At 69.7% G+C, this 24,017-nt stretch carries 16 protein-coding genes; 6 read left to right on the plus strand and 10 right to left on the minus strand.

Annotation, left to right across the window (positions count from 1 at the left end; translation table 11 throughout):
- The first annotated feature begins 13 nt into the window (after positions 1-13).
- On the plus strand, positions 14-292 hold the full coding sequence (locus I596_RS08180; protein WP_067646253.1) for an XAC0095 family protein: 279 nt from the start codon (positions 14-16) through the stop codon (positions 290-292).
- 181 nt (positions 293-473) lie between these two features.
- Here I596_RS08180 and I596_RS08185 read toward each other — a convergent pair whose 3' ends face one another.
- From I596_RS08185 to I596_RS08215, 10 genes are all read right to left on the minus strand, one after another.
- Positions 474-1,097, minus strand: coding sequence for a COG1361 family protein (locus I596_RS08185; RefSeq protein WP_150132071.1), 624 nt, complete (start codon positions 1,095-1,097; stop codon positions 474-476).
- A gap of 80 nt (positions 1,098-1,177) precedes the next feature.
- The gene (locus tag I596_RS08190) at positions 1,178-1,687 is read right to left on the minus strand and encodes a hypothetical protein (protein WP_150132072.1); all 510 of its coding nucleotides are present in this window, start codon (positions 1,685-1,687) and stop codon (positions 1,178-1,180) included.
- A 211-nt stretch (positions 1,688-1,898) separates the two neighbouring features.
- The gene (locus I596_RS08195; protein WP_150132073.1) at positions 1,899-2,543 is read right to left on the minus strand and encodes a DUF11 domain-containing protein; all 645 of its coding nucleotides are present in this window, start codon (positions 2,541-2,543) and stop codon (positions 1,899-1,901) included.
- Positions 2,544-2,553: 10 nt separating this feature from the next.
- Positions 2,554-3,375, minus strand: coding sequence for a M12 family metallo-peptidase (locus I596_RS18065; protein WP_190279014.1), 822 nt, complete (start codon positions 3,373-3,375; stop codon positions 2,554-2,556).
- Complete coding sequence (locus I596_RS18750) at positions 3,260-4,060, minus strand: hypothetical protein (protein WP_190279015.1); 801 nt, start codon at positions 4,058-4,060, stop codon at positions 3,260-3,262. The genes I596_RS18065 and I596_RS18750 overlap by 116 nt, the downstream gene beginning before the upstream one ends.
- A 164-nt stretch (positions 4,061-4,224) precedes the next feature.
- Complete coding sequence (locus I596_RS18455) at positions 4,225-4,659, minus strand: hypothetical protein (protein ID WP_150132075.1); 435 nt, start codon at positions 4,657-4,659, stop codon at positions 4,225-4,227.
- Between the two features lie 231 nt (positions 4,660-4,890).
- Positions 4,891-10,686 carry a Cys-Gln thioester bond-forming surface protein gene (locus tag I596_RS08200; RefSeq protein ID WP_190279016.1) on the minus strand — a complete coding sequence of 1,932 codons (5,796 nt, stop codon included), beginning with the start codon at positions 10,684-10,686 and terminating at the stop codon, positions 4,891-4,893.
- Between the two features lie 1,031 nt (positions 10,687-11,717).
- Positions 11,718-12,716, minus strand: coding sequence for a FecR family protein (locus I596_RS08205; protein ID WP_067646268.1), 999 nt, complete (start codon positions 12,714-12,716; stop codon positions 11,718-11,720).
- Positions 12,713-13,270 (minus strand): RNA polymerase sigma factor, encoded by a 558-nt coding sequence (locus tag I596_RS08210; protein WP_067646271.1) that lies wholly within the window; start codon positions 13,268-13,270, stop codon positions 12,713-12,715. Before I596_RS08210 ends, I596_RS08205 begins: the two co-directional genes overlap by 4 nt.
- Before the next feature lie 187 nt (positions 13,271-13,457).
- Positions 13,458-16,328, minus strand: coding sequence for a TonB-dependent receptor (locus I596_RS08215; RefSeq protein ID WP_067646274.1), 2,871 nt, complete (start codon positions 16,326-16,328; stop codon positions 13,458-13,460).
- Between the two features lie 628 nt (positions 16,329-16,956).
- On the opposite strand from I596_RS08215, the gene I596_RS08220 reads away from it, so the two are divergent.
- From I596_RS08220 to imuA, 5 genes are all read left to right on the plus strand, one after another.
- The gene (locus tag I596_RS08220; RefSeq protein ID WP_083965457.1) at positions 16,957-17,661 is read left to right on the plus strand and encodes a TetR/AcrR family transcriptional regulator; all 705 of its coding nucleotides are present in this window, start codon (positions 16,957-16,959) and stop codon (positions 17,659-17,661) included.
- A gap of 124 nt (positions 17,662-17,785) precedes the next feature.
- On the plus strand, positions 17,786-19,789 hold the full coding sequence (locus I596_RS08225) for a hypothetical protein (RefSeq protein WP_150132076.1): 2,004 nt from the start codon (positions 17,786-17,788) through the stop codon (positions 19,787-19,789).
- Between the two features lie 417 nt (positions 19,790-20,206).
- Positions 20,207-22,555 (plus strand): S8 family serine peptidase, encoded by a 2,349-nt coding sequence (locus I596_RS08230; protein WP_067646282.1) that lies wholly within the window; start codon positions 20,207-20,209, stop codon positions 22,553-22,555.
- 229 nt (positions 22,556-22,784) lie between these two features.
- On the plus strand, positions 22,785-23,393 hold the full coding sequence (lexA, locus tag I596_RS08235) for a transcriptional repressor LexA (RefSeq protein WP_223303963.1): 609 nt from the start codon (positions 22,785-22,787) through the stop codon (positions 23,391-23,393).
- Position 23,394: 1 nt separating this feature from the next.
- Complete coding sequence (imuA, locus tag I596_RS08240) at positions 23,395-24,012, plus strand: translesion DNA synthesis-associated protein ImuA (RefSeq protein WP_067646288.1); 618 nt, start codon at positions 23,395-23,397, stop codon at positions 24,010-24,012.
- The last annotated feature ends 5 nt before the right edge of the window (positions 24,013-24,017 follow it).

The following is a 24,017-nucleotide window of genomic DNA, read 5'->3' on the forward strand; positions in this document are numbered from 1 at the left end:
AGGAGCAAGGGCCATGAACAGGACGACGACGCCGGTGGTGGCGGGCCACTACCGGCTTTCCGAGGATGCCTATGTGAGGCTGGGCCAGCTGCGCGACGAGCTGCGGCTGCTGGAAACGCTGACCCGTCCGCGCGCGGCGGCGGACGACGGGCCGGACGCCACGCTGGCGCTCGCGCCGCGGGCGCTGGCGCAGTGCTTCGGCACGCTGGCGGCACGGGTGGACGCGTGCCTGGACGAGGCGACCTCGTTGTCGGCGCGGACGGGGCAGCCGCGGGGTGAGGGCGCGCATTGAAATTGCGGAATGGCCCGTCTCGCGCCATGCCAGGATCAAGATCGGCGGCGCGCGGTACTTGCATGGCGTGGCGTGCAAGTCGGCCGCCATGCGAACTGGGATCGTCGGGGCACGGCTGAGTCAGGAGTCTCCAGGGACATTCCACACTGCAGACCGTCCTCGTACACGTACGGGCCTCCCGTCATGCCCTGTAAGTTCGGACAAGGATGGGCGTCAGCAGCAGACCGATTCCGAGGAGGAACCAACCGGTCGGAGACAGCGCCGGAACCGCAACCGGCGCTGGCGGCTCCGCTGCGATGAACGTGTAGTCGAAGCGATTGTTGCTCGGGTTGATGTCATCCTCGTTGGGGTTGAGGGTCTCCCAGTAGGTGGCGAAGTCCGCTTGTGTCGACGGCAGGATCCGGAGCCGATAGACGCACGTCCGCGATTCCCCGGGACCGATGGCATCGAAATAGTACGTGAACAAAAATGCGATTCCACCGCCGGGAACGCCGGGAATAGGCTCGGTTACATGCGCATACGCGGTGCATCCGGTGGCCGGCTCGAAGAGCACAAAAGGTGCAGGACGATCCACGAGGTCGTACGGCTTTTCGAGGATAACGATTGACTGTTGATTGGGCAGCATCGCTCCAGCGGTTTCCGGCCCGGCGTTGTGCACGGTCATCGTGACGGTGACGATGCCGCCCGGAACGAACGGCTCGGGAGATGTCGTGACGCTAACCGAAAGATCAACCTGGGGGCGCGCGCCAGCGACCGCCGGGACCGAAGCCATGCAGGCAAGGACAGCCACCAGGCGAACGTACATTGTGGTGGTCGGCGTCTGCGTAGTAGGAGCTCTTGGGCCAGCCGACTGCAGATCGTCCTCGTAAACGCGGGGGCCTTCCGTCACGCCCGGTAAGTTCGGAGAAAGACGGGCGTTAGCAGAAGGCCGAATCCAAGCAGGAACCAACTGGCCGGAGACAGCGCCGGAACCGCAACCGGCGCTGGCGGCTCCGCTGCGACGAACGTGTAGTCGAAGCGATTGTTGCTCGGGTTGATGTCATCGTCGTTGGGACTGGTGGTCAGCCAGTCTGTGGCGAAGTCTTCCTGTGTCGATGGCAAGAACCGGACCCGATAGACGCACGTCCTGGATTCCCCAGGACCGATGGCGTCGAAGTAGTACAAGAACAAGTAGGCAAGTCCTCCGCCAGGAAGACCAGGGATCGGCTCGGTTTCCCGCGCATACGCGTTACATCCCGTGGCTGGCTCGAAGAGCACAAAGGGCGGGGGGCGGTCCACGATGTCGTAGCCCCTCTCGAGAACAATGATCGACTGTTGATCAGGTAGCGTTGCTCCCGCGGTGTCCGGCCCGGCGTTGTGCACGGTCATCGTGACGGTGACGATACCTCCCGGCACGAATGGCTCGGGAGACGTCGTGACGCTGACGGAAAGATCGACCTGGGGACGTGCCCCAGCTATCGCCGAGACCGAGGCCACGCAGGTAAGGACAGCGCCCAGGCGAGCGCATACTGAGATTGACGAAGCCATCGCTACACGTCCGCCTATAGTCGGTGCTGCTTGGGCAAGCTGATTGCAGATCGTCCTCGCAAACGCGGGGGGCCTTCCGTCACGCCCGGTAAGTTCGGACAAGGACGGGCGTCAGCAGCAGGCCCAAGCCAAGCAGGAGCCAGCCGGTCAATGACAGCGCGGGAACCGCAACCGGCGCTGGCGGCTCCGCTGCGATGAACGTGTAGTCGAACTGATTGTTGTTCGGGTTGGTGTCATCGTCGTTGGCGCTGGAGATACGCCAGTTAGTGGCGAAGTCTGCCTGGGTCGATGGCAAGAACCTGACCCGATAGACGCACGTTCTGGACTCTCCAGAACCCACCGTGTCGAAGTAGTACGAGAACAAATACGTAAGTCCCCCTCCGGGAAGGCCAGGAATCGGTTCGCTCTCTTGAGCGTACGCCGAACACCCCGTGGCCGGCTCGAAGAGCACAAAGGGCGGGGGACGCTCCACGATGCCGTACGGCTTTTCGCGCACGATGACCGATCGTTCGTTGGGGAGCGTCGCTCCCGCAGCGTCCGGCCCGGCATTGTGCACGGTCATCGTGACGGTGACGATGCCGCCCGGCTCGAACGGCACAGGTGATGTCGTGACACTGACGGAAAGATCGACCTTGGGACGTGCCCCGGCGATCGCCGAGACCGAGGCCACGCAGGCAAGGAAAGCCCCGAGGCGAGCACACACTTTGACCGAGGGAGCCATCATTGCGCGTCGCCTAGTAGGTGATTCCCGGACAAACCGACGGCTCATCGAAGCCGCTTGCAAAGATGCGCTCGGGCCGTGTACGGAATGCAGCGGTTCCCGGTATCAGGTTGCGCAGCGTACGCGCGTTATCGGCAGTGGCTGCGTTACCGGTAGGAACGCCGTTGTAGTTGATGTTCGGATTCGAGAACTGAAGCAGCCGAATCGGATAGTGAGTGGGATCGGAGTAGAACCTTTGCGCCATGATGGTCTCGAAGCCATTCGTTGTCGACGAGAAGCCATAACCAAAGGAGTATGGATACGAGGCCACATCCCGCGGAATCACATCGCTGAAGTGGTGTTCGGCGCCCAGCACATGCCCAAGCTCGTGCGTAGCGATCTGCACCGCTGTGCATTCGACGGTATCCAGGTAGGTCGCCCATTCGGAGAACTGGGCGCCAATGTCGCAACCGGACGTGGCGTCCGGATAGGTACAGCCGTACCGCTGAACATTGGCAATGCCGCAAGGGCCGAGGTTCGTCTGCGTGTCGAATAGGGTGGAAACGACATCCGCACCGACTGCGTTTCGATATGCCCTTATGTTGAGACTGGAAGTAATGTTGTCAAGATTCAGGAGGGGGTTTCGACCATCGCCGTTGTAAGGGATCAGCGTGTACCCGTTCAGCCGCGTCACCGTCGCCACGCCGATTCGCGCGGGAATCCCACTGTTGGCGAACGCATCATTCGTATCCTCTATGCGCTGGTGGATTGCGGCCACGATGCCCGCGGTATCCCGACAGTCGGCCGGATTTCCACCGGCGCGCCGACGCGCTTCCTCGTTGAACAGGAAAAGCATGTCCAGGTCCGCAACGCCAGCGCCAGCCGGCTGCTGGGGCTCGATGCGCATCAATGTAGCGTCCTGAGCCTCCGCGGCGCTGAGCGCCGGAACGGGGCGAGCCAGGTCCTGCTGGGGGGCGAGAATCTCCGCGTCTCTCGAAGCCTTCGTCGCTGCGGAAGTACGCCATGCGGAGCTCCTTCATCTGGCTCCATTGGATCTCAAAGCGTCCCTTGGGCCCCCAGATGACGCCGACCGCATGGCCGAGATGCACCGTCAGGCGCAAGAAGTAGTCGTTGCCCTTTCCGATCCAGGTGTAGGAGAACTTGTTCGCTGGCAGCCCCGGGTAGGGAATCAGCTCGCAAGCGCTGACGTCGCCCTGGCTGCAGGCCCAGGCGTCGCGCTCGGCGAAGCCTTCGCGGCGGATCATGCGTTCAAGCGTCAAGGTGGCTACGACATCACCGAGCTCGCGCGGAATCTGTACCAGCACTTCGCTCGGCATGCCTGCCAGGCCCACGACGTCGAGCGTCGAATCGTACACCGCAAGGGAATCCGGCGGAGGAGGCGAGTTGTTCGATCCCGAGTGCGTGATATGCGTGAAAAGAGACAGTGGCGCTGCCTGCACAACAGGCAGGCCAAAGAAAAAACACAGCGTGATGAGCGCGACTATTTTTGTTTGCATGATATCTCCCTGGCCTTCGTTCACCGCGAAGCGGCGGACTGGAATGTAGACCTGCTATCGTTTCAGTCCGGCGTTGGAACGATCAGATTCCCTCTCTTGCGCGACCGATTTGTACTCGAGCTTCCGGTCAGCTTGGCCAAAGAGTATGCCCGTCAATACAGGTGCGCTATACCCTACAGCTTCCTGCGTCAGATGCCCAAGTTGCGGGGCGACTCTGTCCGCTCGAACATCGCATCGGCCTGCATAGATGTGGATGTCCGGAGCTGCCAGCCTTCATCGTCGCCAGCAGTTCCCTGGTTATCGAGCGAGTCTCCGGTGTAGGGCATTGCCACCTGGCGCCGCGGGCGCTGGCGCAGTGCTTCGGCACGCGTGAGGCACGGATGGACGTGTGCCTGGATGAGGCAACCTGGCTGTCGGCACGGACGGGGAAGCCGCGTGGTGTAGGCATGCATTGAAATCGGGAATGGCCCGTCTCGCGCCATGCCAGGATCAAGATCGGCGGCGCGGTGCTTGCATGGCGTGCGGTGCAGATCGGCCGCCGTGCGGACTGGGATCACGTAGCGGCGAATCGGTCGACGCGTCGCCGCGGTGAAAGCGCGCACCGCCACCAAGATCGCGCTCATCGGTGACCTCGTTTGCGGTGACTGGCGCCATCGACGGCTCACAGGGCTCGAACGAGCGAAAGCCAGAGCGGCTTGCAAAGCCGCTCTGGCTCAGGAGTGCCACCACGTCGCGCATGCAAGCGCTTGACGTGAAGAAGACGCCGCGGCTGTTTTCGCTAGCCGCGGCAGAACGCCCGGTAGTGCAAACCACTCGATCTTTCAGGCGGCGAGATCGAGCGCAGCCGTTGCGGGCTACTCCCCGACCCGGCGCCAGCTGCGCCAGGCCAGGCCGAACAGGCTGAGGGCGATCAGCAACTGGGCCCATTTGTTCACAGCGGGTACCGGCAGCGGCGGCTGCGCCGGCGTCACCGTGCCGATCACCGTCGCCGGGCAGGGCGGCTGCGTTCCGGCCGGCGCGCAGGTGGCGAGGCCGCCCGGCGTGACCGTGGCGGTGTTGACGACGGTCGCCGGCGGATTCGCCGACACGGTCGCCGTGACCGTGTACACCAGCGTCGCGCCGACCGGGAACGTCGCCACCGTCTCGGCGATCGCGCCGCTGCCGCTGGCGTTCGGGCAGGCGACGCCGCCGGAGGCCGCACAGGTCCAGGCGAACGTGTCGATGCCGGCCGGGATCGGATCGTTGACCACCGCGCCGATCGCGTCGGCGTTGCCGACGTTGCTCACCGTGATCGTGTAGACCACCGTGCCGCCGGGTCGCAGGGTCGCAGAGCCCGCCGTCTTGGTGATCAGCAGCTGCGGCGTACCGGTCGGTGGCGGTACCTCGATCGAGGTGCAGTTCGCCGGCCGCGGCGTCGCCTCGCAGTCCGGCGGCGGGGTGCCGGTCTCGTAGGCGACGTTGTCGATCTGCGTCACGCCCGGCGGCACCGGATCGACGACGCGCACGACGACGGTCAGGGCCAGCGTGCCGTTCGCAGGCACCGTCAGTCCGCTCCAGCTCACCACGCCGGCGGCGAACGTGCCGCCGTTGTCCGCCGACACGAACACGGTATTGGCGTCGAGCGGATCGGTGACGCCATAGCTGGTCGCGTCGCTGCCGCCGGTATTGGTCAGCACGATCCTGTAGGTCAGTTGCTCGCCCGGGGCGGCCAGGCCGTCGCCGTTCGCGTCCTGCACCGACTTGGCGATGGTCACCGCGCCGGCGGTCGGCACCACCACGCATTGCCCGCCCGCCGGCGGACACGGCGGCGGCGGCGTGCCGGTCTCGTAGGCGACGTTGGCGACCTGCGTGACGCCGGCCGGCAGCGGATCGGCGACCCGTACGACCACCGTCAGCACCAGCGAGCCGTTCGCCGGCACGGTGAGGCCGCTCCAGGTGACCGTGCCGCCGGCGCCGACGCCGCCGTTGTCGGCCGAGACGAACACGGTGTTCGGATCGAGCGCGTCGGTGACGCCGTAGCCGGTGGCGTCGCTGCCGCCGGTGTTGGTCAGCGTGATCGTATAGGTCAATTGCTCGCCCGATTCGGCCACGCCCGGCAGCGTGCCGCTCTCGCCGGCCAGCGCCTTGACGATCGCCACCACTGCCGGCGTCGGCGTGGTCGTGCAGTTCGGCGGCAGCGGCGTGACGTTGCAATCCGTCGGCGGGCCGATGGCCGGGTCGTAGGCGACGTTGCCGATCGCGATCACGCCGGCCGGGAGCGGATCGGCCACGCGCACCGTCACGGTCAACGTCAGGCTGCCGCCGGCCGGCACGGTGAGGCCGTTCCATTCGACGTTGCCGCCGACCTGGGTGCCGCCGTTGTCCGCGGAGACGAAGGTGACGTTCGGATCGAGGCGGTCGGCGACGTGCTGGTCCAGCGCCGGCATCGTGCCGGTGTTGGTCAGCGTGATCGTATAGGTCAGCTGCTCGCCCGGCTCGGCCACGCCGGCCGCGCTGCCGCTTTCGCCGGTCAGCGCCTTGGCGATCGTCACCCGCGGCGTGCCGGTGCAGGTGGCCGCATCGCCGCTGGCGCTGCCGCCGAGCACGGCGACGTTGCGCAGGCCGCCGGCCGGGTTCGCGCAGTCGTCGGCGAGCGCCGGATCGGTCAGCGTGAACGTCACCGTGTAGGTGTAGGTCTCCACGCCCGCCGCGGCGATCGTCTCGCCGGTCACGATCGTGCCGCCCGTTGCCGTCAGCGTGCCCAGGGTCGTCGCCAGCGGATCGGGGCCGGCGTGCGTGACCGCACTGACCGTGTCCACCGTGGCACCGGCGAAGGTGAACGCGTCCGACAGGTCGTAGCTGCCGGCGGCGGCGCCGGTGTTGCTGATCGCCACCGTGTAGGTGATTGCGTACTGGTTCGCCGCGCCGGCCGGTGCCGGACCGGTCGCGGTCTTGGTCACCGCGATGTCCGGCACGTCGCTGCAGGTGCCGACCTGGCCGCTGGCGCTGCCGCCGAGCTCGGCCTGGTTCTTCAATCCGCCGTCGGTCGCGCACGTGCCGACCGCGTTCACGTCGTCGATCGTGAACGTCACCGTGTAGGTGTAGCTCTCGCTCGCGCCCGCGGCGATCGTCTCGCCGGTCACGATCGTGCCGCCGGTCGCCGTCAGCGTGCCCAGGGGCGTCGCCAGCGGATCGCTGCCACCGTGCTGCACGGCGCCGACCGAGACGACCGTGACGCCGCCGAAGGTGAACGTGTCGGCGAGATCGTAGGTGCCCGGCAGGCTGCCGTCGTTCTGCACGTTGACCCGATAGGTCAGGCGGTACTCGTCCGGGTTGCCGGTCGGCACCGGACCGCTGGCGCTCTTGCCGATGTTCACCGCCGGCGCGCCGGTGCAGGTGGTCGACTGCCCGCCCAGCGAGCCGCCGAGTTCGGCCCGATTGCGCAGGCCGCGGGACGGATCGGCACAGTCCTGCGCTGCCGCCGCATCGGTCACGGTGTAGGTGACCGTGTAGGTCCAGGTCTCCGTGCCGTCGGCCGAGATCGACTCGCCGCTGACGATCGTGCCGCCGGCCGGCGCGGTGAACGCACCGAGCGTGCCGTCCTGCGTGTCGGTCGACGAGGTGTACGCCGGCGCGCTGATCGCGTCGACCGTGGCGCCGTTGAACGTCAGCGCGTCGGTCAGATCATAGGCGCCCGGCAGCGTGCCGGTGTTGGCCACCTCGGCCGTGTAGGTCAGCGCGAACTGGTTCGGCATGCCGGTCGGTACCGGTGCGGCCGCGGTCTTGACGATGCTGACGCTCGGCGCGCCGGTGCAGGTGTCGGCCGCCGGGGGGCCGGCGGACGCGCCCCCGAGCAGCGCATGGTTGCGCAGGCCGCCGGACGGCGATATGCAATCCGCCGCGAGGTCGGCGTCGTCCACCGTGTAGGTCACGGTGTAGGTCCAGGTCTCCGAACCCTGTGCACCGATGCGCTCGCCGGTCACGATCGAGCCGCCGGCCGGAGGCGTGAACACGCCGGGCACGCCGTCCTGCACCTCGCCGCTCGACGAGGCATGGACCGGCGTCGTCACTGCGGTGACCGCGGCGCCGTTGAACGTCAGCGTATCGGCCAGATCGTAGGCGCCGACGCTGCCGCCCGCGTTGTGCACGGTGACCACGTAGGTCAGCGCGTACTGGTTCGGCACGCCGGTCGGCGCCGGCATGCCGGCCGACTTGACGATGGACACCTGCGGCGCGGTCGGCACGACGACGCACTGCCCGCCGGCCGGAGGACACGGCGGCGGCGTGGTGCCGGTCTCGTAGGCGACGTTGCCGATCTGCGTCACGCCGGCCGGGATCGGATCGACCACCTGCACGACCACGGTCAGGGTCAGCGTGCCGTTCGCCGGCACGGTCAGGCCGCTCCAGGTCACCGCGCCGCCGGCGGCCGCGCCGCCGTTGTCGGCGGACACGAACGTGACGTTCGGGTCCAGCGTGTCCGTCACGCCGTAGTTCAGTGCCGGCGTGCCACCGCTGTTGGTCAGCGTGATCGTGTAGGTCAGCTGCTCGCCCGCTTCGGCCTGGCCGGACAGGCTGCCACTCTCCCCACTCAGGGTCTTGGCCAGCGTGACGTTCGCCGGCGTGAGCACCGGTGTCGCTTCCTCGCAATCGTTCGGCGCGATCGCGCAGTCGACTTCGCCCGGAATGGCGACGGTATTGGTGATCGAGGCGCCGGTGGGCGTCGCGCCCACCTGGACCGTGAAGCTCAGGTCAGCGCTGGCGCCGGCCGCGACGTTGAACGTCGAGGTATTGCCGCACGAGGATCCGGCTGTGGCGGCGGCGCAGGTGAAGCTGTCGCCACTCACGTGGGTGGTCTCGGCCGGTACGGTTTCGACCACGTCGCCGGCGAACAGGGTTGCCACGGCGCCGCCCGAGTTGGTGACCGTCAGGGTATAGGTCAGCGTGTCGCCGGCCGACACGGCGGTCGGCGGCACATACGGCGCGCCATTCACGGCGGTCAGGGTCTTTGCGACCGACAGTGCGGGATCCGACCGCGCCGGGAAGGCGCAGGAGGCGAGATCGCGGGACGCGTTCGCCGTGGTGTTGGACAGATGGACGATGACGCCCGTTGCCGGATCGTATTGGTAGTAGGCGCTCGGCGAGGGCGCGTTGTTGGCGAGAATCAGCGTGCCGTCCTCGGCGAACGCGATGCCGGCCCAGCCGATCGTGCTCGGCGAACCGCCGAGCAGCGGGCGTGTCTGGCGCACGGCCGGGAACGGCGAGCTGCCGCTCAGGTCGAGGTGGTAGAGATCCTGTCCGACCGCCAGCCAGGCCCTGTCGCTGCCGTCGAATGCGATGTCCCCGGAGCTGAAGTCGGTCGGCGCATGGTCGTAGTTCATCACACCGATCGAGGTCACGGTGTAGCCGAAGGCCGAGGATGACTCCACTTCCCACACTTCCGGATTCGACCCGCCACCCAGCAGGTAGCCGGTGCCGCTCGCGTTGAATCCACCACGCGGGAAATCGGGCGAAACGAAGGGACCGAATGCTACGTACCAGCCGCCGTTGGCGGAGTCGTAGGCCCACAGAGTGGATGCGGTACCGCTCGACCGCTGGATCATCAGCAGCCGGTTGCGCAGCGGATCGAGCATGAGTGCGTTGAGGTTGCCGGATACCGTGGCCGGAAGCAGCGGCAGGAGCGCGTCGGACGTGCCTGGCGGCGTGTAGCCGTAGATGTCGACGCCGTTGACGAGGCTGAAGACCTGCGTCGGGTCGCCAGCCGCCGGACAGAATGCCGGCGGCGGGGTGCCAGAAACCCACGAAACCGCGGCGGAGTCGGTGGTACGGAACGTGCTCGGAGCGACGATCATCAGGGTCTGGGCGTGGCTGTCGGCGGTGGCGACACCGCCCGCAGTCTCCGGAACGGAGACGATGTTTCCGGAGACGCTCGATCCCGCAGCAGAGACCGTGACGGTTGCCGACCCCGCCGCGGTGACCCCGGTGAGATCGATGTAGATCTCATCCCCGTCGGTGACCGCCGAGGTGTCGATCGCCGTGCCGCTGGCATCGGTCAGCGTGTAGCCGCCCGTCACCGAAACACTGGCAATCGGCTGGTTGGTGCTGACCGTGAACGGGCCGACCAAGGTGCCTGCGACCTGCGTGCCACCCGGCGCAACGATCGCGGCCGTACTCTGAAGCTCAGCAAGGGTCATGCCGCTGCTGGCGTTCGCCCCGTTGACGAGGTACCAGTAGGCCGTCTCCGAGTCCGGCGTCTCCCAGTTCCAGGCAGCGTCGAAGTCCAGGTCGGTGTAACGCCAGATCGCGTACTGAGCCGCCTCGATGGCGTCACTCGCCGAGATCCCCGGAACACCGGCAGCGGTACCGAAGTCGGACAGGCTCAGGTGGGGATAGCTGTGCGCCAACACCCAGAGCACCTTTGCCTGGATCGTGGCACTGGTGAAGTAGTTGCTGCCCAGGTACGACGGCGGCGCTTCGAGCGTCGCAATCCGAAAGGTCCCTACGGGGATGTCGTGCTCGACACAGTAGCTCCAGTACTCTGGAGTGCCGAGATTGCCGATGTCAGGCGGCGTGTTGGCGAAGATGCCTACCAAGGCGGTCCCGCCGTAGCCCTGCATCTTGTTTGCAACATAGACCGATTCGCCCACGACGGGCTCGGCGGAAGCCGTGCTCAACGACAACAACGGTGCGACCGCCATCGTCACTGCGACCCAAGCGGCAGCCGAGGCCAGCCGCTTACGCCAACGCAATACAGCAGTGTTCATAGCGATCATCCCCTTAGATGTGTAGCAAGCAGAAAGACAGAAACGGGGTCGGAGTGCCTTGCCCGTGTAGAAGCCGCGTGAGCAGCGCAACCGCATGCGTTTGCATGGCTCATGCAAAGGTCCGGCGCAAAAAAATGTCACGACGCCATCACCGCCTGTCCGGCAGACGTTGACGAACGACGCATCGATCGAAAGGTCAAAGAGGCACCGCTCGTGCCTGCTCCTCGCTGGCTTCCCTATCTCGCAAAAGAGCGATGAATCCGGACATGGCCCTCAAGCGCGCCTTCCCTTCGAGACCCGCGTCCCCAGAGGGCGACGCCGACCACGCGTTGACGGGGTGGTGGACGCCTCGACAGGGGGCGGTCAGGGCGTTCCATCATCCAGAAACAGCGACTTATCCGGGGCGTTTTCCGGCAGATCCCGGCCGTCCCTCAAGCAGACTGAAGTCGATTCTTTCCGCACGTGCCCTAGTGAGCAGCCGCGCGCGAACGGATGCGGCGATGTTGCGCGTGTTCACGCCAGGCTATCGAGGTAAGGACGCATCACGCGGGTCACGCGATCGATCTTCGCGTAGTGCCAGATCTCGTCGCGGGTCGTGCGCCGGCCATTCCACGCCTCGTGCAGCGCTTCGATGGCGACGTCGAGGCCGATCTCGTTGCGGAACTTGAGCAGTCGGCCACCGTCTTGGCGACGTGGGTGGCGCGCACCGTCACGCCATCGATGACGTGGGCCTCGACGCCTTCGGTCAGCGCCGGACCGGAGAAGCGCAGGAGGCGCAGGGACGGATAGTCGAGCTACGGCCGCGAAGGCCAGCGGCCGTGCCGGTGCGTCACGTCGAATCTGTTGCCGATATCAAGCAGGCGATGCCGCTTCGCTCGCCGACCCGCCAGGGTGGCACGCCCTGACGGACACGGGCGCACAGGAGGCCAGCTCCCGATGAATCAGTGCGCGCCGCGCGAGAGGACGATCTCGCCGTCGGCGGTCTCCTGCGCGATCAGGCCCCAGCCGGCCCCGAGGGCGGCCAGCACGGCGTCGGCGTCACCGGCGTGGAACACGCCGCTGATGCGCTCGGCACCGATGGCGGGATCGGCCAGGCGCAGCTTGACGGTGGAATAGCGGTTGAGCTCGGCCAGCACCTCGTCCAGGCGGCGGTTGGCGTAGACCAGCTCGCCGCGGGTCCAGCTGTCGGCGGCGTCGAGGTCGGCGGGCTCGACGGCTTGCAGCGGGCCCTCGGGGCCGTAGTCCAGTTGCTGTCCGGGGGACAGCGGCGTCTCGCCGGGGCCGGCGTCGGCCAGGCGGACGCCGACGGCGCCTTCCAGCACGGCCACGCGCACCTGGCCGGCGGCGTGCGCCACCTGGAAGCGCGTGCCGATGTCGCGCAGGCGGCCGCGGCCGGCGTGCACCTCGAACGGGCGGGTGTCGGCGGCGACGGTGATGTCCACGCGGCCGCGCTCCACGTGCAGCACGCGGTGGGCGCCGGCGATCTCGGCGCGGATGGCGGAGTCGGTGTCCAGCAGCACGCGACTGCCGTCGGCCAGCGTCACCACCTGCTGCTGGCCGATGGGGGTGGCGTAGTGCGCGATGGCCGGGCTGCGCAGCTCGTGCAGCCAGCCGGCCAGGCCGGCCACCAGCACCAGCGCGGCGGCGGCGGCCAGCGACAGGCCATTGCGCCAGTGCCGCTGCCGCGCGTGCACGGCGGCGCGGCGGGCGGGGCGCGCGGCGTCGGCGATGGCGGGGTCCTCGCGCAGGCCGGCGGCCTGGGCGTGCAGCGTGGCCAGGTCCAGCCAGGCGTCGATGTGGGCGGGGTCGGCGGCGCACCAGCGCTCGAACGCCTCGCGGTCTTCGGCCGTGCAGTCGGGCGCCTGCAGCCGGGCCTGCCAGTCGGCGGCGCGGTGCACGAGGAGGGACGGCAGGGCGCTAGGGGTGACGGATGGGGTCATGGCGTGCCTCGCGAGGCGAGCAGACGATCGACCTTGCCGCGCAGCTCGCGCAGGGCGCGCGAGATGTGCTTTTCCACGGCCTTCACGGAGATTCCGCAGCGGGCGGCGATGGCGGGGTAGCTCAGCGCGTCGACGCGGTTGAGCAGGTACACCTCGCGGCAGCGTGGCGGGAGTTCCAGGATGGCTTGGCGGGCGAGCATGAGGTGCTGCTGGTCGGTGGCGAGGTGTTCGGGTGAAGGCTCGGGAGAGGCGTGGGTGGACAGGTCGTCGTCGGTGTCGAACAGCGGGGTTTCGCGGGTGGCGGCCTGGCGCTGCCGGTCACGGTGCAGGTTGAGGACGATCCGGTAGGCCAGGGGTGTCCATTCGTCGGGTGGCGTGGTGTCGCGGTAGCGCAGCAGGCGCAGGAACCCCTCCTGCACCAGGTCCTTGGCGTCTTCGCTGCCGACGCCGAGATTGACCAGAAAGCGCTGCAACGGGCCGCGGCGCTCGTCCACGAAGCGGTCGAACGGCACCCGGGAAGCGGCGCCGACTGGCGTGGAAGGCTCGCGACTCATCCGCCCATCATAGGGCGAGGTTTCGGGTCTGCGCAGTGTGGGACATGCGTGCAGCACGGTTCACCGGACGGCGTGGCCGATCGCCACCTGCCCACTCCAACGCAATCGGCGGCGGCCCCCCTACCTCGGTGCCGCGCGAAGGCCGGCGGCGGGGCGGGCCGCGCCCGCGGGGCGGGCGCCGGGACGGTCAGAACCGCCATGTGGCCGACAGCCAGTAGTAGCGCCCCACCGGGTCGTCGAACTGCGGGTTGTAGCCGCCGCTGGCCTCGGTGTAGTACTCCGGCTCGTGGTCCAGCAGGTTGGCGATGCCGAGCGCCAGCCGCCAGTCGGTCCAGCCGGTGTAGGCGACGCTGGCATTGACCAGGGTGAAGGCCGGCGTGGAGCACTTGCCCACGGCGGCGCGGTAGGCAGGGCAGTCCAGGGTGTCGCCTTCGTACTGGCGGTACTGGTAGCTGCCGGTGTGGCGCAGCAGCAGCGTGCTGGCCCAGGGGCCGGCGCTCCAGCGCAGCGCCGCCATCGCCGTGAGGCGCGGCTGGTTGGCGTAGCCGGCGCGTTCGTAGGCCGGGCTCTCGGGCGTGGCGCGGAAGCTCAGCTCGTCCAGCCAGTTGGCCATCAGGTCCAGGCCGAAGGTGCCGTAGCGCGTCGGCGGCAGCGTCCAGCGCAGGTCCAGGTCCGCGCCGCTGGTGCGGGTCTGGCCCAGGTTGACGCGAAACAGGTTGAGGCCGGTCAGCCGGCCCTGGTCGTCGCGCGCCAGGAAACCGGGGAACGCTTCCGGGTGCTGCAGCGCATAGCTGGGCGGGATCGTGCCGATCTCGTTCTTGCGGCGCAGCCGGTAGACGTCCAGCCCCACGCTGAAATGCTCGCTGGGTTCCCAGATCACGCCGGCGCTGACGCCGCGCGAGGTTTCCGGGCGCAGGGCGGGGTTCTGCGTGGCGCGCTGCTCGAGCAGGCACAGGTTGGCGGCGCCGCCGCCGTGGTAGGGCTGGGCGCAGGGCAGCAGCGAGGCCGGCACCAGCACGTAGGAGAAGCCGCCGTCGTGGGTGACGTCGGGCCGCTGTTCCAGCAGGGTCGGCGTGCGCCAGCCCTGCGTGGCGCCGGCGCGCACCAGCAGGCTGCGCACCGGGGTCCACAGCAGGTTGACCGAGGGGCTGGCATGCGTGCCGAAGCGGCTGTCGTGCTCGGTGCGCCAGCCCAGGTCCATCTGCAGGTCGTGCAGCAGCGGCACGCCCAGGCGCGCGTAGCCGGCGCCGACCGAGCGCGCCGCGGAGAAGCGGCCGGCCAGGCGGTCGATCAGCAGCGCGTCGGAGGTCAGCGAGGTGTCGGGCTTGTAGCGCAGGCTCTCGCGGCGCCATTGCGCGCCGGCGTCGAGCGTGAGGTCGCCGGTGGCCCAGCCGGCGAGGCGGCCGCTGGCGACGCTGCTGACCCGCAGCAGGCGCGTGCGGCCGGTGGTGGCCAGCGGCGGCGCCAGCGCCTCGGCGATCTCCGGACTGAGGGTGCGCTTGTCGAACTGGTAGCCCAGGCGGTTGGCCAGATCCGCGAAGGCCTCGCGGTTGACCAGGCCGGTGGTGCGCTCGCGGACGCGGCTTTCCTCCACGCCGAGGGTGGAGTCCACCTTCCAGGTGGGGCCGTCGCGCTTGAGCCCGAGGTTGGTGCTGAAGATGTTCGAGCGGGTGGCCTGCCGGATCGGGCCGATGTCCCAGAACGCGTAGTAGAGCAGCGCGGTGCTGGCCGTGGTGGCAGGGCCGTTGGGGTTGGTGATGATGCCGGCGGACGGGGCCGACTGCTGGTGCTGTTCCATCTGCGCGATGCGCAGGTCCGCATAGGCTTCCAGGTTGCCGCTGAGCGGGGTGCGCACGTGGCCGAGCAGCGAGCGCGACTCCTTGGCGGTGCGCAGCGTGGTGGCCTTGGCGCTGTCGTCGAGGCAGACGCCGTCCTCGTTGAGGTTCTCCTTGGGGCAGCCGGGGCGGGCGCGCAGCACGGTGGAGCCGTTGGGCAGCACGCCGACGTAGTTGCCGGGGAACGAGAAGACGCTGCGTGCGTCGAGCAGGCCGTCCTTGCGCCGGTCCAGGGTGTACCAGTCGCGCTGGTCGCCGGGCAGCGGGTCCTGGTCGAGCGCGTCGAACATCAGCAGCAGGTCGGTGCCGCCGGCGAAATGCTCGCCGAGCGCGGCGGAGACCTGCCGGTGGCGCGCGTCGCCGCGGCTGGAAATGCCTTGCAGCGTGGACAGCTCGCCGCCGTCCAGCCGCTGGCGCAGCGTGATGTCGATGACGCCGGCCATCGCCTCGGAACCGTACAGCGTGGCGGCACCGTCGCGGACGATGTCGATGCGCTCGACCATCGCCAGCGGGATCGCGCCGATGTCGGCGACGCCGCCGGTCTGGTCGGCGGCCAGCCCGTAGTCGGACAGGCGGCGGCCGTCGACCAGCATCAGCGTGGCCTTGGCGCCGAGGCGGCGCAGGGCGACGGCTGCGGCACCGGAGGCGCCGGCGCGGAACAGGCCGGCGCTGTTGCCGCCCATGACCTCGGGCTGGCTGGTGACCTGGATGCCCGGCTGGGAGCGCAGCAGCTCGAACAGCGACAGGTAGCCGCTGGACTGGATCTGCTCGCGCGTGATCGTCGTGACCTGCAGCGAGGAGGCGGCGGCGATCCGGTGCAGCGGCCGGCTGCGCACGTCCACCTGCGGCAGCAGCCGGTGGGCCGGTTCCGCCGGCACCGCCAGCGGTGTGGTGGAAGCCGGCTCGGCGCGGGCGGGGGCCCGCCGCAGCAGGTAGGAGCCCGTGCCGAGCGGCAGGGCTTCGATATCGGTGGCTTCCAGCAGCCGGTCCAGCGCCTCCTGCGGGGCATGGCTGCCCTGCAGCCCGCGCGTCGTGCGGTGCGACACCAGCTGCGGCGGATAGACGATCTGGACTTCGCTCTGGCTGGCCCAGGCATTGAGCGCGTCGCCGAGGTCGCCGTCCTCGATGCGGTAGTCGACGGCGTGCGCAGCGTCTGCGGCGGCACCGGCCGGAAGGCCGGCACAGCCGAGCAGCACCGCGAAAACACCGCAAATACCCTTCATCGCCCGCCCGAGAGGAGGTATTGGTTCGGTCCGCTCCGCCGGCGTGCCGGCGGGCGTCGCGAAACGTTCGCGCGCAAGGACCCAGCCCTAATGCTGGCATGGTCTTCGGTCCGATCGCTACAGATCGTCGCGCACCCGTTAGTAAACAACTGATACGCCGAGGTTTTGATGCGGCAGCCTGAACGCGACGGGGAGCGCGCGCCAGCGGTGGGATGCGGCGGGAGCGGCCGATGGGGTCTGCGGGCAGGCGCGGACGCGCGAAAGAAGGAGCCCCCTCGTGGGAGGGGGCTCCGATGGCCTGACCAGGGGGGTGGATGGCCGAGGCCGGACAGAGCGGCCACTCTGGCGGCGCCCATGCGAGGCGCCTGGTGTCCGCCGTGTTCCTTCGCCCCGGGGAGAGGCACTGTCCGGCAGCCCATCTATAGCGCGGCTCGCGGGGAGCGGGAACTGCACGAAACGCGGACGGCGCACCAGCAAGCTCGCGGTGGAGCGGGACTGCCTGTGGTGCCTGGGAGCGTGTTCGCGGGGCCGTCCAGGGGCCGGTCGCGGAGCACGCGAGGACGGCGAGGTAGGGGGGTGGACGCCGTTCGCGTTCCGTATCCCGTGCCCGCCACCACGAGAGTCCGCCATGTCCACCCCGCGCGCCGTCCCGTCCGCTCCCCGTCCGATGTCCTGTGACCTGACCGGAAAGGCGCGGATCCGCCAGGCGGCCCTGCAACTGTTCGCGAGCAAGGGCTATGCGCAGGCATCGCTGCGGCGCATCGCCCAGCGTGCCGGCGTCTCGCTGGCGTTGATCGGTCACCATTTCGGCAGCAAGGTGCTGCTGCGCGAGGCGGTGGACGGCTGGCTGCTGCGCACCCTCACCGAGGCGGCGGTGCCGGGGCTGGACCCGCGCGCGCCGTTGTCGGAAGCGGCCATGCAACTGGCGAGCGGCTACGAGGCCGTGCTGGCGGTGGAGCCGGACAGCCGGGCGTACCTGCGGCGGGCGGTGCTCGACGATGCGCGCGGGGAGGGGCAGGTGATCGCGCTGTTCCTGGCGCAGACGCAGCAGCTCCTGCGCGGCGCGGACAGCGTGTCGCGGCCGGCGGACCCGCAGGAACTGCGGCGCTGGACGGCGCGGGTGTTCGTGCACGTCTTCGGGCCGCTGGTGCTGGAATCGGCGCTGCAGCGCAACGAGGCGCTGGTGGCCGAATGGGAGACGACGGGCGGCACGGCGGGTGAGGCCCTGCGCTCGCAGGGCGTGGCGTCCTGGCCGCCCCCGACGCTGGTGCACCGGCTGCCGCGGTATATTGATGCCGGCGTGTCGCCGTCGAGCCGGCTGGTGGCCTTGTAGCGATAAGACCTGTCTTCGCCGTGCCCGTGCCGGTGGTGTTTGCCCGCCACGGGCGCCCGGCTGTATGCGCCACCCTGAATCCGCCGCCGTGCGCGGTCCCGTTCTTGCTCGCAGGGAGATCCCGATGAAACCACGCATGCTCGCATTGGCCGCCTGCCTGGCGGCGGCGCTGCCGTTGTTCCCGTTGCCGGTGCAGGCCGCCGAGCCCGAGCCGGCTACGCCGGCCGCCTGGTCCGCCTGGGGCGGCACCGTGGGCCTCAACCTCTATCCGGACCTGATCGGCGACCTGGGGTTGTCGATCGAGCGCCGCAGTGACGTGCTGCCGGCCCGCAGTGCACGGCTCACCGACGGCCTCGGCGTGCGCCAGTCGCAGACGGTGGAACTGTTCGCGCTGCGCAGCACGGCCAGCATCGCGTTCCGCGCCGAGCGCGGCACGCTGGCCGGCTTCTCCGGCGGCTCGGTGCAGGCGCGCGGTGGCTATGTGTTCACGCTGCCGGACGGCCAGCAGCTGGACCTGACCGATTTCCGCCTGCAGCCCAATCCCGGTGATCCGCGCAAGCTCGACGTCGCCGGCAGCGACGGCACGGTGTGGTTCACCATCGACAACCTGATGTATGAGCTGGTCAAGGACAACCGCGTGCTGGCGGTCTACACCGCCGACATGCGCGCCTCGGCCGCGCTGGCGGCCCGGGTCGGCCGGCCGGCGCTGGCCGGCCATCCGGTCGGCGACGTGGAGATCCTCGCCGAGATCTACAGCCAGGGCAGCGGTGGCGTGTACGACCCGCAGGGCACCGGCGGCCACTGGCACGGCGAGCAGGTGGCCGGCCAGCCGGCCGGCACCGTCTACCAGGCCGACCTGTTCATGCTCGACATCAACGTGACGCGCATGCGCCAGTCCGCCGCCACGGGGCCGGAAGGCAGCGGCCGCGTCGTCTTCGCACCCGATTCCACGCTCAAGAACAATGTCAACAACGGCACCGCCCAGCCGACGGTGTCGGGGCAGGGCGCGCTCGGCACCAGCGCGGCGCTGTGGACCGCGCGCATTCCCTGGTACGGCAAGTTCAGCGGCAATTTCGCCCCGTACAACAACGACCAGCATCCGTTCCTGATCTGGAACATGTACCGGATCAACGCCGACGGCGGCATCGAGCAGATCGGCCGCTCGGGCGTCAAGCACGCCTGGCTGACGACCAACTTCGGCTGCGCGCCCGGCGAGAACATCAGCGGCCAGATCCTCGGGCGCTCGTGCAGCGACACCTACAGCACGTTCAACAACGACGCCAACCAGGATCTGTCGTTCCGTTCGGAGATCATCCCGGCGACCGGGCAGTGGGGCCGCTGCGGCTCGCTGTTCGATCCGGGCTGCGTCGGCAGCAACACCAACTGGACGCCGCCGGACGACCAGTACGGCCGCCGCCTGGTGGTCAACGAGGAACAGATCAGCGCGACGCGGCATCCGGGCGCCACGTTCCTGTTCGACTCCTGGTACCTCGCACGCGAGGACATCAACATCTACAACTCGATGGCCTCGGTCACCGGTACGCCGACCTACAGCGGCACCAACTGGTCGTTCGCCAACCAGGCGAACTACCGGCTCGGCTCGGTCACCGACCGCTGGGTCGAGGGCGCGCCGGCCGGCACCACGGTCGCCAATACCGAACTGGCGGTCAGCGAAGGGCATGCGAAGGTGGCCGTGCGCGTGGTGGACCTCGGCGACGGCCGCTGGACCTACCACTACGCCGTGCACAACCTCGATTTCGCACGGGCCGTGACCGAAGGCAGCGAGCCGAACCTGCGCGTGGTCAGCAACAAGGGCTTCAACGGCTTCAGCGTGCCGCTGCAGGCGGGCGCCGTGGTCAGCGCCAATCGCTTCAGCGACGGCGACCTGGATGCCGGCAACGACTGGACGTTCAGCACGGCCGGCAATCGCCTGAGCTGGACCGCGCCGGCCGGCGGCTCGCTGGACTGGGGCACGTTGTACCTGTTCTCGGTCACGGTGGATGCGCCGCCGTCGGCGGGCTCCAGCCAGCTGGGCGTGGCCCAGGCCGGCACGCCGGCGGCGTTCGACGTGGCCGTGCCGGTGCCGGGCGCCCGGCCGGACGCGATCTTCGACAGCGGCTTCGAGTGAAACGCCGCGGCCGGGCCGGCGCAACGCCGGTCCGGCTGCTCACGCCGCGCGCATGCGCTGGCGTGGATGCGCCTCATCGCCATGAATGGACGTATGGACGTCCATTCATGGCGATGTATTCCGTGAACAGCACGCTTGCCGCCTTCGGCACGCAGGCGCGTTGCCGCGCCTGACGGGAAGACCTGCCGCTATGCGCCGGCCTGGCCCGATGCGCCTTCGCATTCCGCCCGAAGTCGACGCCGCACGCGAAGCCGCACGAAGCGTCATCCGTCCGCCGGGGTAGGGGGATGCACGCCGATCGCGTTTTCAGAACCCAGGTGCCCCGGCACGAGTGACACCCGTTCCACCGTTCGCGCGTGCCGGCGATCGGAACGGCCGTGCCCGCCGGGGATCTGCTCTTTCCGATCGGGAGGTTCCATGCGCACATCGATTCCCTTCAAGCCGCTGGCCGCGGTGATTGCCCTCAGCCTGGGCGGGCTGGTCGCGGTACCGGCCGTCTCGCAGCCGGCCGGTGACGCCGTACCGGCGGCAACCCGCAAGACCTATCTCATCGAGTTCGACGAACCCGGCACCCTGTACTACGACGGCGGCATGGGTTCGCTGTCGGCTACCGCGCCGCGCACGACCGGCGCGCAGGTGTTCGACGCGCGCAGCGCCGAGGCGCGCGCCTACGTGAGCCACCTGGAGAACACGGCGGCGATGCACACGGCGGCGATCGGCGCGGCGCTGGGCCGCAGCCTGACGGTCACGCACAAGTACTTCTACACGCACAGCGGCATCGCCGCGGCCTTGACCGAAGAGGAAGCCGCCGAGGCGGCGCGCGTGCCGGGCGTCAAGTCCGTCACCACGCGCGAGCCGGACGTGCTGGCCACCTACCGCACGCCGGCGCTGATCGGCGCGGAAACGGTGTGGAGCCTGCCGTCGCCGGGCGGTACCACCAACCGCGGTGCCGGCGTGCGCATCGCCGTGCTCGATTCGGGCGCCAACTCGCAGCATCCGGCGTTCGCCAACGATGCCGCCTGTGGCTTCTCGGTCGCCAACCCGAAGCTGGTCGCGATCAGTTGCGCGACCGCTACCGGTCCTGGCGGCGCCTGCAACGGCCCGAACCCGGAGGCCGACGCGACCTCGTCCAGCCACGGCGTGCACGTGGCCGGCACTGCTGCCGGCAATGTGCTGGTGGCCGCCTCGACGACGCCGGCGCCGACGCTGCCGGCGCCGTATACGCAGCTGTCCGGCATGGCGCCGTGCGCGGGCGTCAACAGCTACAAGGTCTGCAATGAGCCCGATGGACGTTGCGCGGGTGCCGATTCGGCGGCGGCGATCAACGGCGCGATCGCGGCGGTGGCCGACGGCGTGCGCGTGATCAACTTCTCGATCAGCGGCGGTACCTCGCCGTGGTCGAGCAGCGACAACGATCGCCGGTTCCTCGACGCGGTCAACGCCGGCATCTTCGTGGCCGCGGCAGCGGGTAATACGCGCACCGAGACGCCCGATCCGGTCGGGCAGGTCAACCACCGCGGACCGTGGGTGCTGTCGGTGGCCAACACCTACGCCACCGTGCGTCCGCTGGGCGGCCGCTTCTCGGTGGACGGCCCGGCGGCGGTGGACGGGCTCGAGGACCTGCCGGTCCTCAAGGGCAGCACGACGCCGGTCGGCAGCGCCTTCACCGCGCAGCCGCTGCGCATCGATCCGGCCAATCTGGCCGGCTGCACCAATACCGGCGGTTTCGCTGCCGGCTACTTCACCGGCGCGGTCGCCGTGGTCCGGCGTGGCGCCAACACGCCCGCGACCGAGGCCTGCGGCTTCGCCGAGAAGGTCACCAATGCGGTCAATGCCGGTGCGACGGCGGTGCTCGTCGTCAACAACCAATACGGCGCCCTCAGCATGAACACGGCCGGCGCGCCGACCACCGCGCCGTCCTACAGCCTGGCCGACCAGCCCCAGGGCGATCGCCTGATCGCGCTGATCCGGGCGGGCGCCGTCACCGGTCGCCTGGACGTGAACGCCGAGCTGACCGACATGCTGTCCCCGGGCAGCCTGCGCGGGCCGACGCCGGGGACGCTGGCGGATCTGACCAAGCCCGATGCCGCGGCGCCGGGCACCGACATCTATGCGCCGATGCGCACGGCCGATGGCAGCTACGACTACATGTCCGGCACCTCGATGGCGTCTCCGCACGTGGCCGGGTCCGGCGCGCTGCTGCGGGCGATCCACCCGACCTGGACGCCGATGGAGGTCAAGTCGGCGCTGCAGATGACGGCGGTCCGTCCGGGCGGTGCCTGGTGGGACGGCGACGGCCTCGGCAACGGCCGCATCGATGTCTCGCTGGCGGAGCGGGCGGGCCTGGTGATGGACGAGACCTATGCCAATTTCGTCGCGGCCAACCCGAGCGGCGGCACGCTCAACATCAAGCAGCTGAACCTGCCGTCGATGCGCAACGTGGCCTGCACGCCCTCGTGCACGTTCACGCGCACGGTCAGGAGCACGCTGGCCACGGCATCGAACTGGGCCGTGACCTTCGAGACCGCGGCGGACATCACCGCCGTGGTGACGCCGGCCAGCTTCACGCTGGCGCCCGGTGCGACGCAGACGCTCCAGATCACGGTCAGCGTCGATGCGTCCGGGCGGTCCCTGATGGCACCGAGCATGCCGGGCTTCGGCGCGATCGTGCTGACCGAGGCCGGCGGGCTGTCGCCGCCGGAGCATCTGAGCGTCGCCGTGCGCGGCGTGCGCGACCACCTCTTCACGGACGGCTTCGATCCGTAGCGTGGGCGGGACAGGTGCCTACCGATCCCGCCCGCGTCTGCGGGCGGGATCGATCGGACGGGAGACCGGAGCCGGGCGAGGGCTGCCGGTCCGATCGCACCGCCGGGCAGCCGCCCGGTCCGCCCGGGGCCGTTAGCGGACGCCGGTCCGGGGCCTGCGCGCCCGGGACAGGACCTTCGATGCCGGGACAGATAGGCAAGCGCAGCGGATCGGAGTACAAATGTACTCCATGACGCCGCTCAGTCCCCGCCGTACCGCGATCCTGACCTTCATCCGCGACCGGATCGCGGCGCAGGGCCAGCCGCCGAGCCTGGCCGAGATCGCCGCGGCCTTCGGTTTCGCCTCGCGCAGCGTCGCGCGCAAGCACGTGCAGGCGCTGGCGGCGGCCGGCCTGCTGCAGGTCACGCCGTACCAGGCGCGCGGCATCCGGCCGCTGGAGCCGGTGCCGCGCACGGAGCTGCTGGCCCTGCCGGTGCTCGGCCGCGTGGCGGCGGGAGCGCCGATCGGGGCGGACGCCGGCCTGCACGACCGGCTGCTGCTGGATCGCGGCACGTTCGCGCGGACGCCGGACTACCTGCTGCGCGTGCAGGGCGACTCGATGATCGAGGACGGCATCCTCGACGGCGACCTGGTCGGCGTGGCGCGCGCGGCCGAGGCCCGTACCGGCCAGGTGGTGGTGGCGCGCCTGGACGGCGAATTGACGATCAAGCGCTTCGAGCGGCACGCCGACGGCGTGCGCCTGTTGCCGCGCAACCCGGCCTACCGGCCGATCGAGGTCAGCGCGGACCGGGACTTCGCGATCGAGGGCGTGTTCTGCGGGCTGGTGCGGCGCGGCTGACATGGGCGCGGTCGTCGCTCTGGACGCACTGCTGCACGAACGCCGGGTCTGGCGCGGCCAGCCGGCGTCGCTGCCGGCCGGCCGGCAGCCGACCGGGTACCCGGCGCTGGACGCGGTGCTGCCGGCACACGGCTGGCCGGAGGCGGCGATGACCGAGGTGCTGCCGGCGGCGGATGGCTGCGGCGAGCTGCGCCTGGTCTGGCCGACCCTGGCGCGGTTGACGCAGGCCGGTGGCCGCGTGGTGCTGGTGGCGCCGCCGTACGTGCCGTTCGCGCCGGCCTGGCAGGCAGCCGGGGTGGTCCTGCGCCAGGTGCAGGTGGTGCAGGCGGCGACCCCGCGCGATGCGCTGTGGGCCGCCGAGCAGTGCCTGCGCTCGGGCAGCTGTGCGGCCGTGCTCGGCTGGCCGGCGCAGGCGGACGACCGCGCACTGCGGCGCGTGCAGCTGGCGGCCGAGACCGGCCAGGCGCTGGCGTTCGCGTTCCGGCCGCCGGCGGCGGCCTGCAATCCTTCGCCGGCGGCGCTGCGCATCGCGATCGACGCCCGGCCGGCGCAGTTGCGCGTGCTCAAGTGCCGCGGCGGCAACGCGCCGGCACAGCCGCTGCCGTTCGCACCGGCCTGAGGCGG

The organism is Dokdonella koreensis DS-123 (genome assembly GCF_001632775.1).
GTDB lineage: Bacteria > Pseudomonadota > Gammaproteobacteria > Xanthomonadales > Rhodanobacteraceae > Dokdonella > Dokdonella koreensis.

Coding starts and splice junctions, on each gene's coding strand:
- I596_RS08180 (WP_067646253.1), top strand. CDS start 14: ATGAACAGGACGACGACGCCGGTGGTGGCGGGCCACTACCGGCTTTCC.
- I596_RS08185 (WP_150132071.1), bottom strand. CDS start 1,097: ATGTACGTTCGCCTGGTGGCTGTCCTTGCCTGCATGGCTTCGGTCCCG.
- I596_RS08195 (WP_150132073.1), bottom strand. CDS start 2,543: ATGATGGCTCCCTCGGTCAAAGTGTGTGCTCGCCTCGGGGCTTTCCTT.
- I596_RS18065 (WP_190279014.1), bottom strand. CDS start 3,375: ATGCTTTTCCTGTTCAACGAGGAAGCGCGTCGGCGCGCCGGTGGAAAT.
- I596_RS18455 (WP_150132075.1), bottom strand. CDS start 4,659: ATGAGCGCGATCTTGGTGGCGGTGCGCGCTTTCACCGCGGCGACGCGT.
- I596_RS08205 (WP_067646268.1), bottom strand. CDS start 12,716: ATGACCCCATCCGTCACCCCTAGCGCCCTGCCGTCCCTCCTCGTGCAC.
- I596_RS08210 (WP_067646271.1), bottom strand. CDS start 13,270: ATGAGTCGCGAGCCTTCCACGCCAGTCGGCGCCGCTTCCCGGGTGCCG.
- I596_RS08215 (WP_067646274.1), bottom strand. CDS start 16,328: ATGAAGGGTATTTGCGGTGTTTTCGCGGTGCTGCTCGGCTGTGCCGGC.
- I596_RS08220 (WP_083965457.1), top strand. CDS start 16,957: ATGTCCACCCCGCGCGCCGTCCCGTCCGCTCCCCGTCCGATGTCCTGT.
- I596_RS08225 (WP_150132076.1), top strand. CDS start 17,786: ATGAAACCACGCATGCTCGCATTGGCCGCCTGCCTGGCGGCGGCGCTG.
- I596_RS08230 (WP_067646282.1), top strand. CDS start 20,207: ATGCGCACATCGATTCCCTTCAAGCCGCTGGCCGCGGTGATTGCCCTC.
- lexA (WP_223303963.1), top strand. CDS start 22,785: ATGACGCCGCTCAGTCCCCGCCGTACCGCGATCCTGACCTTCATCCGC.
- imuA (WP_067646288.1), top strand. CDS start 23,395: ATGGGCGCGGTCGTCGCTCTGGACGCACTGCTGCACGAACGCCGGGTC.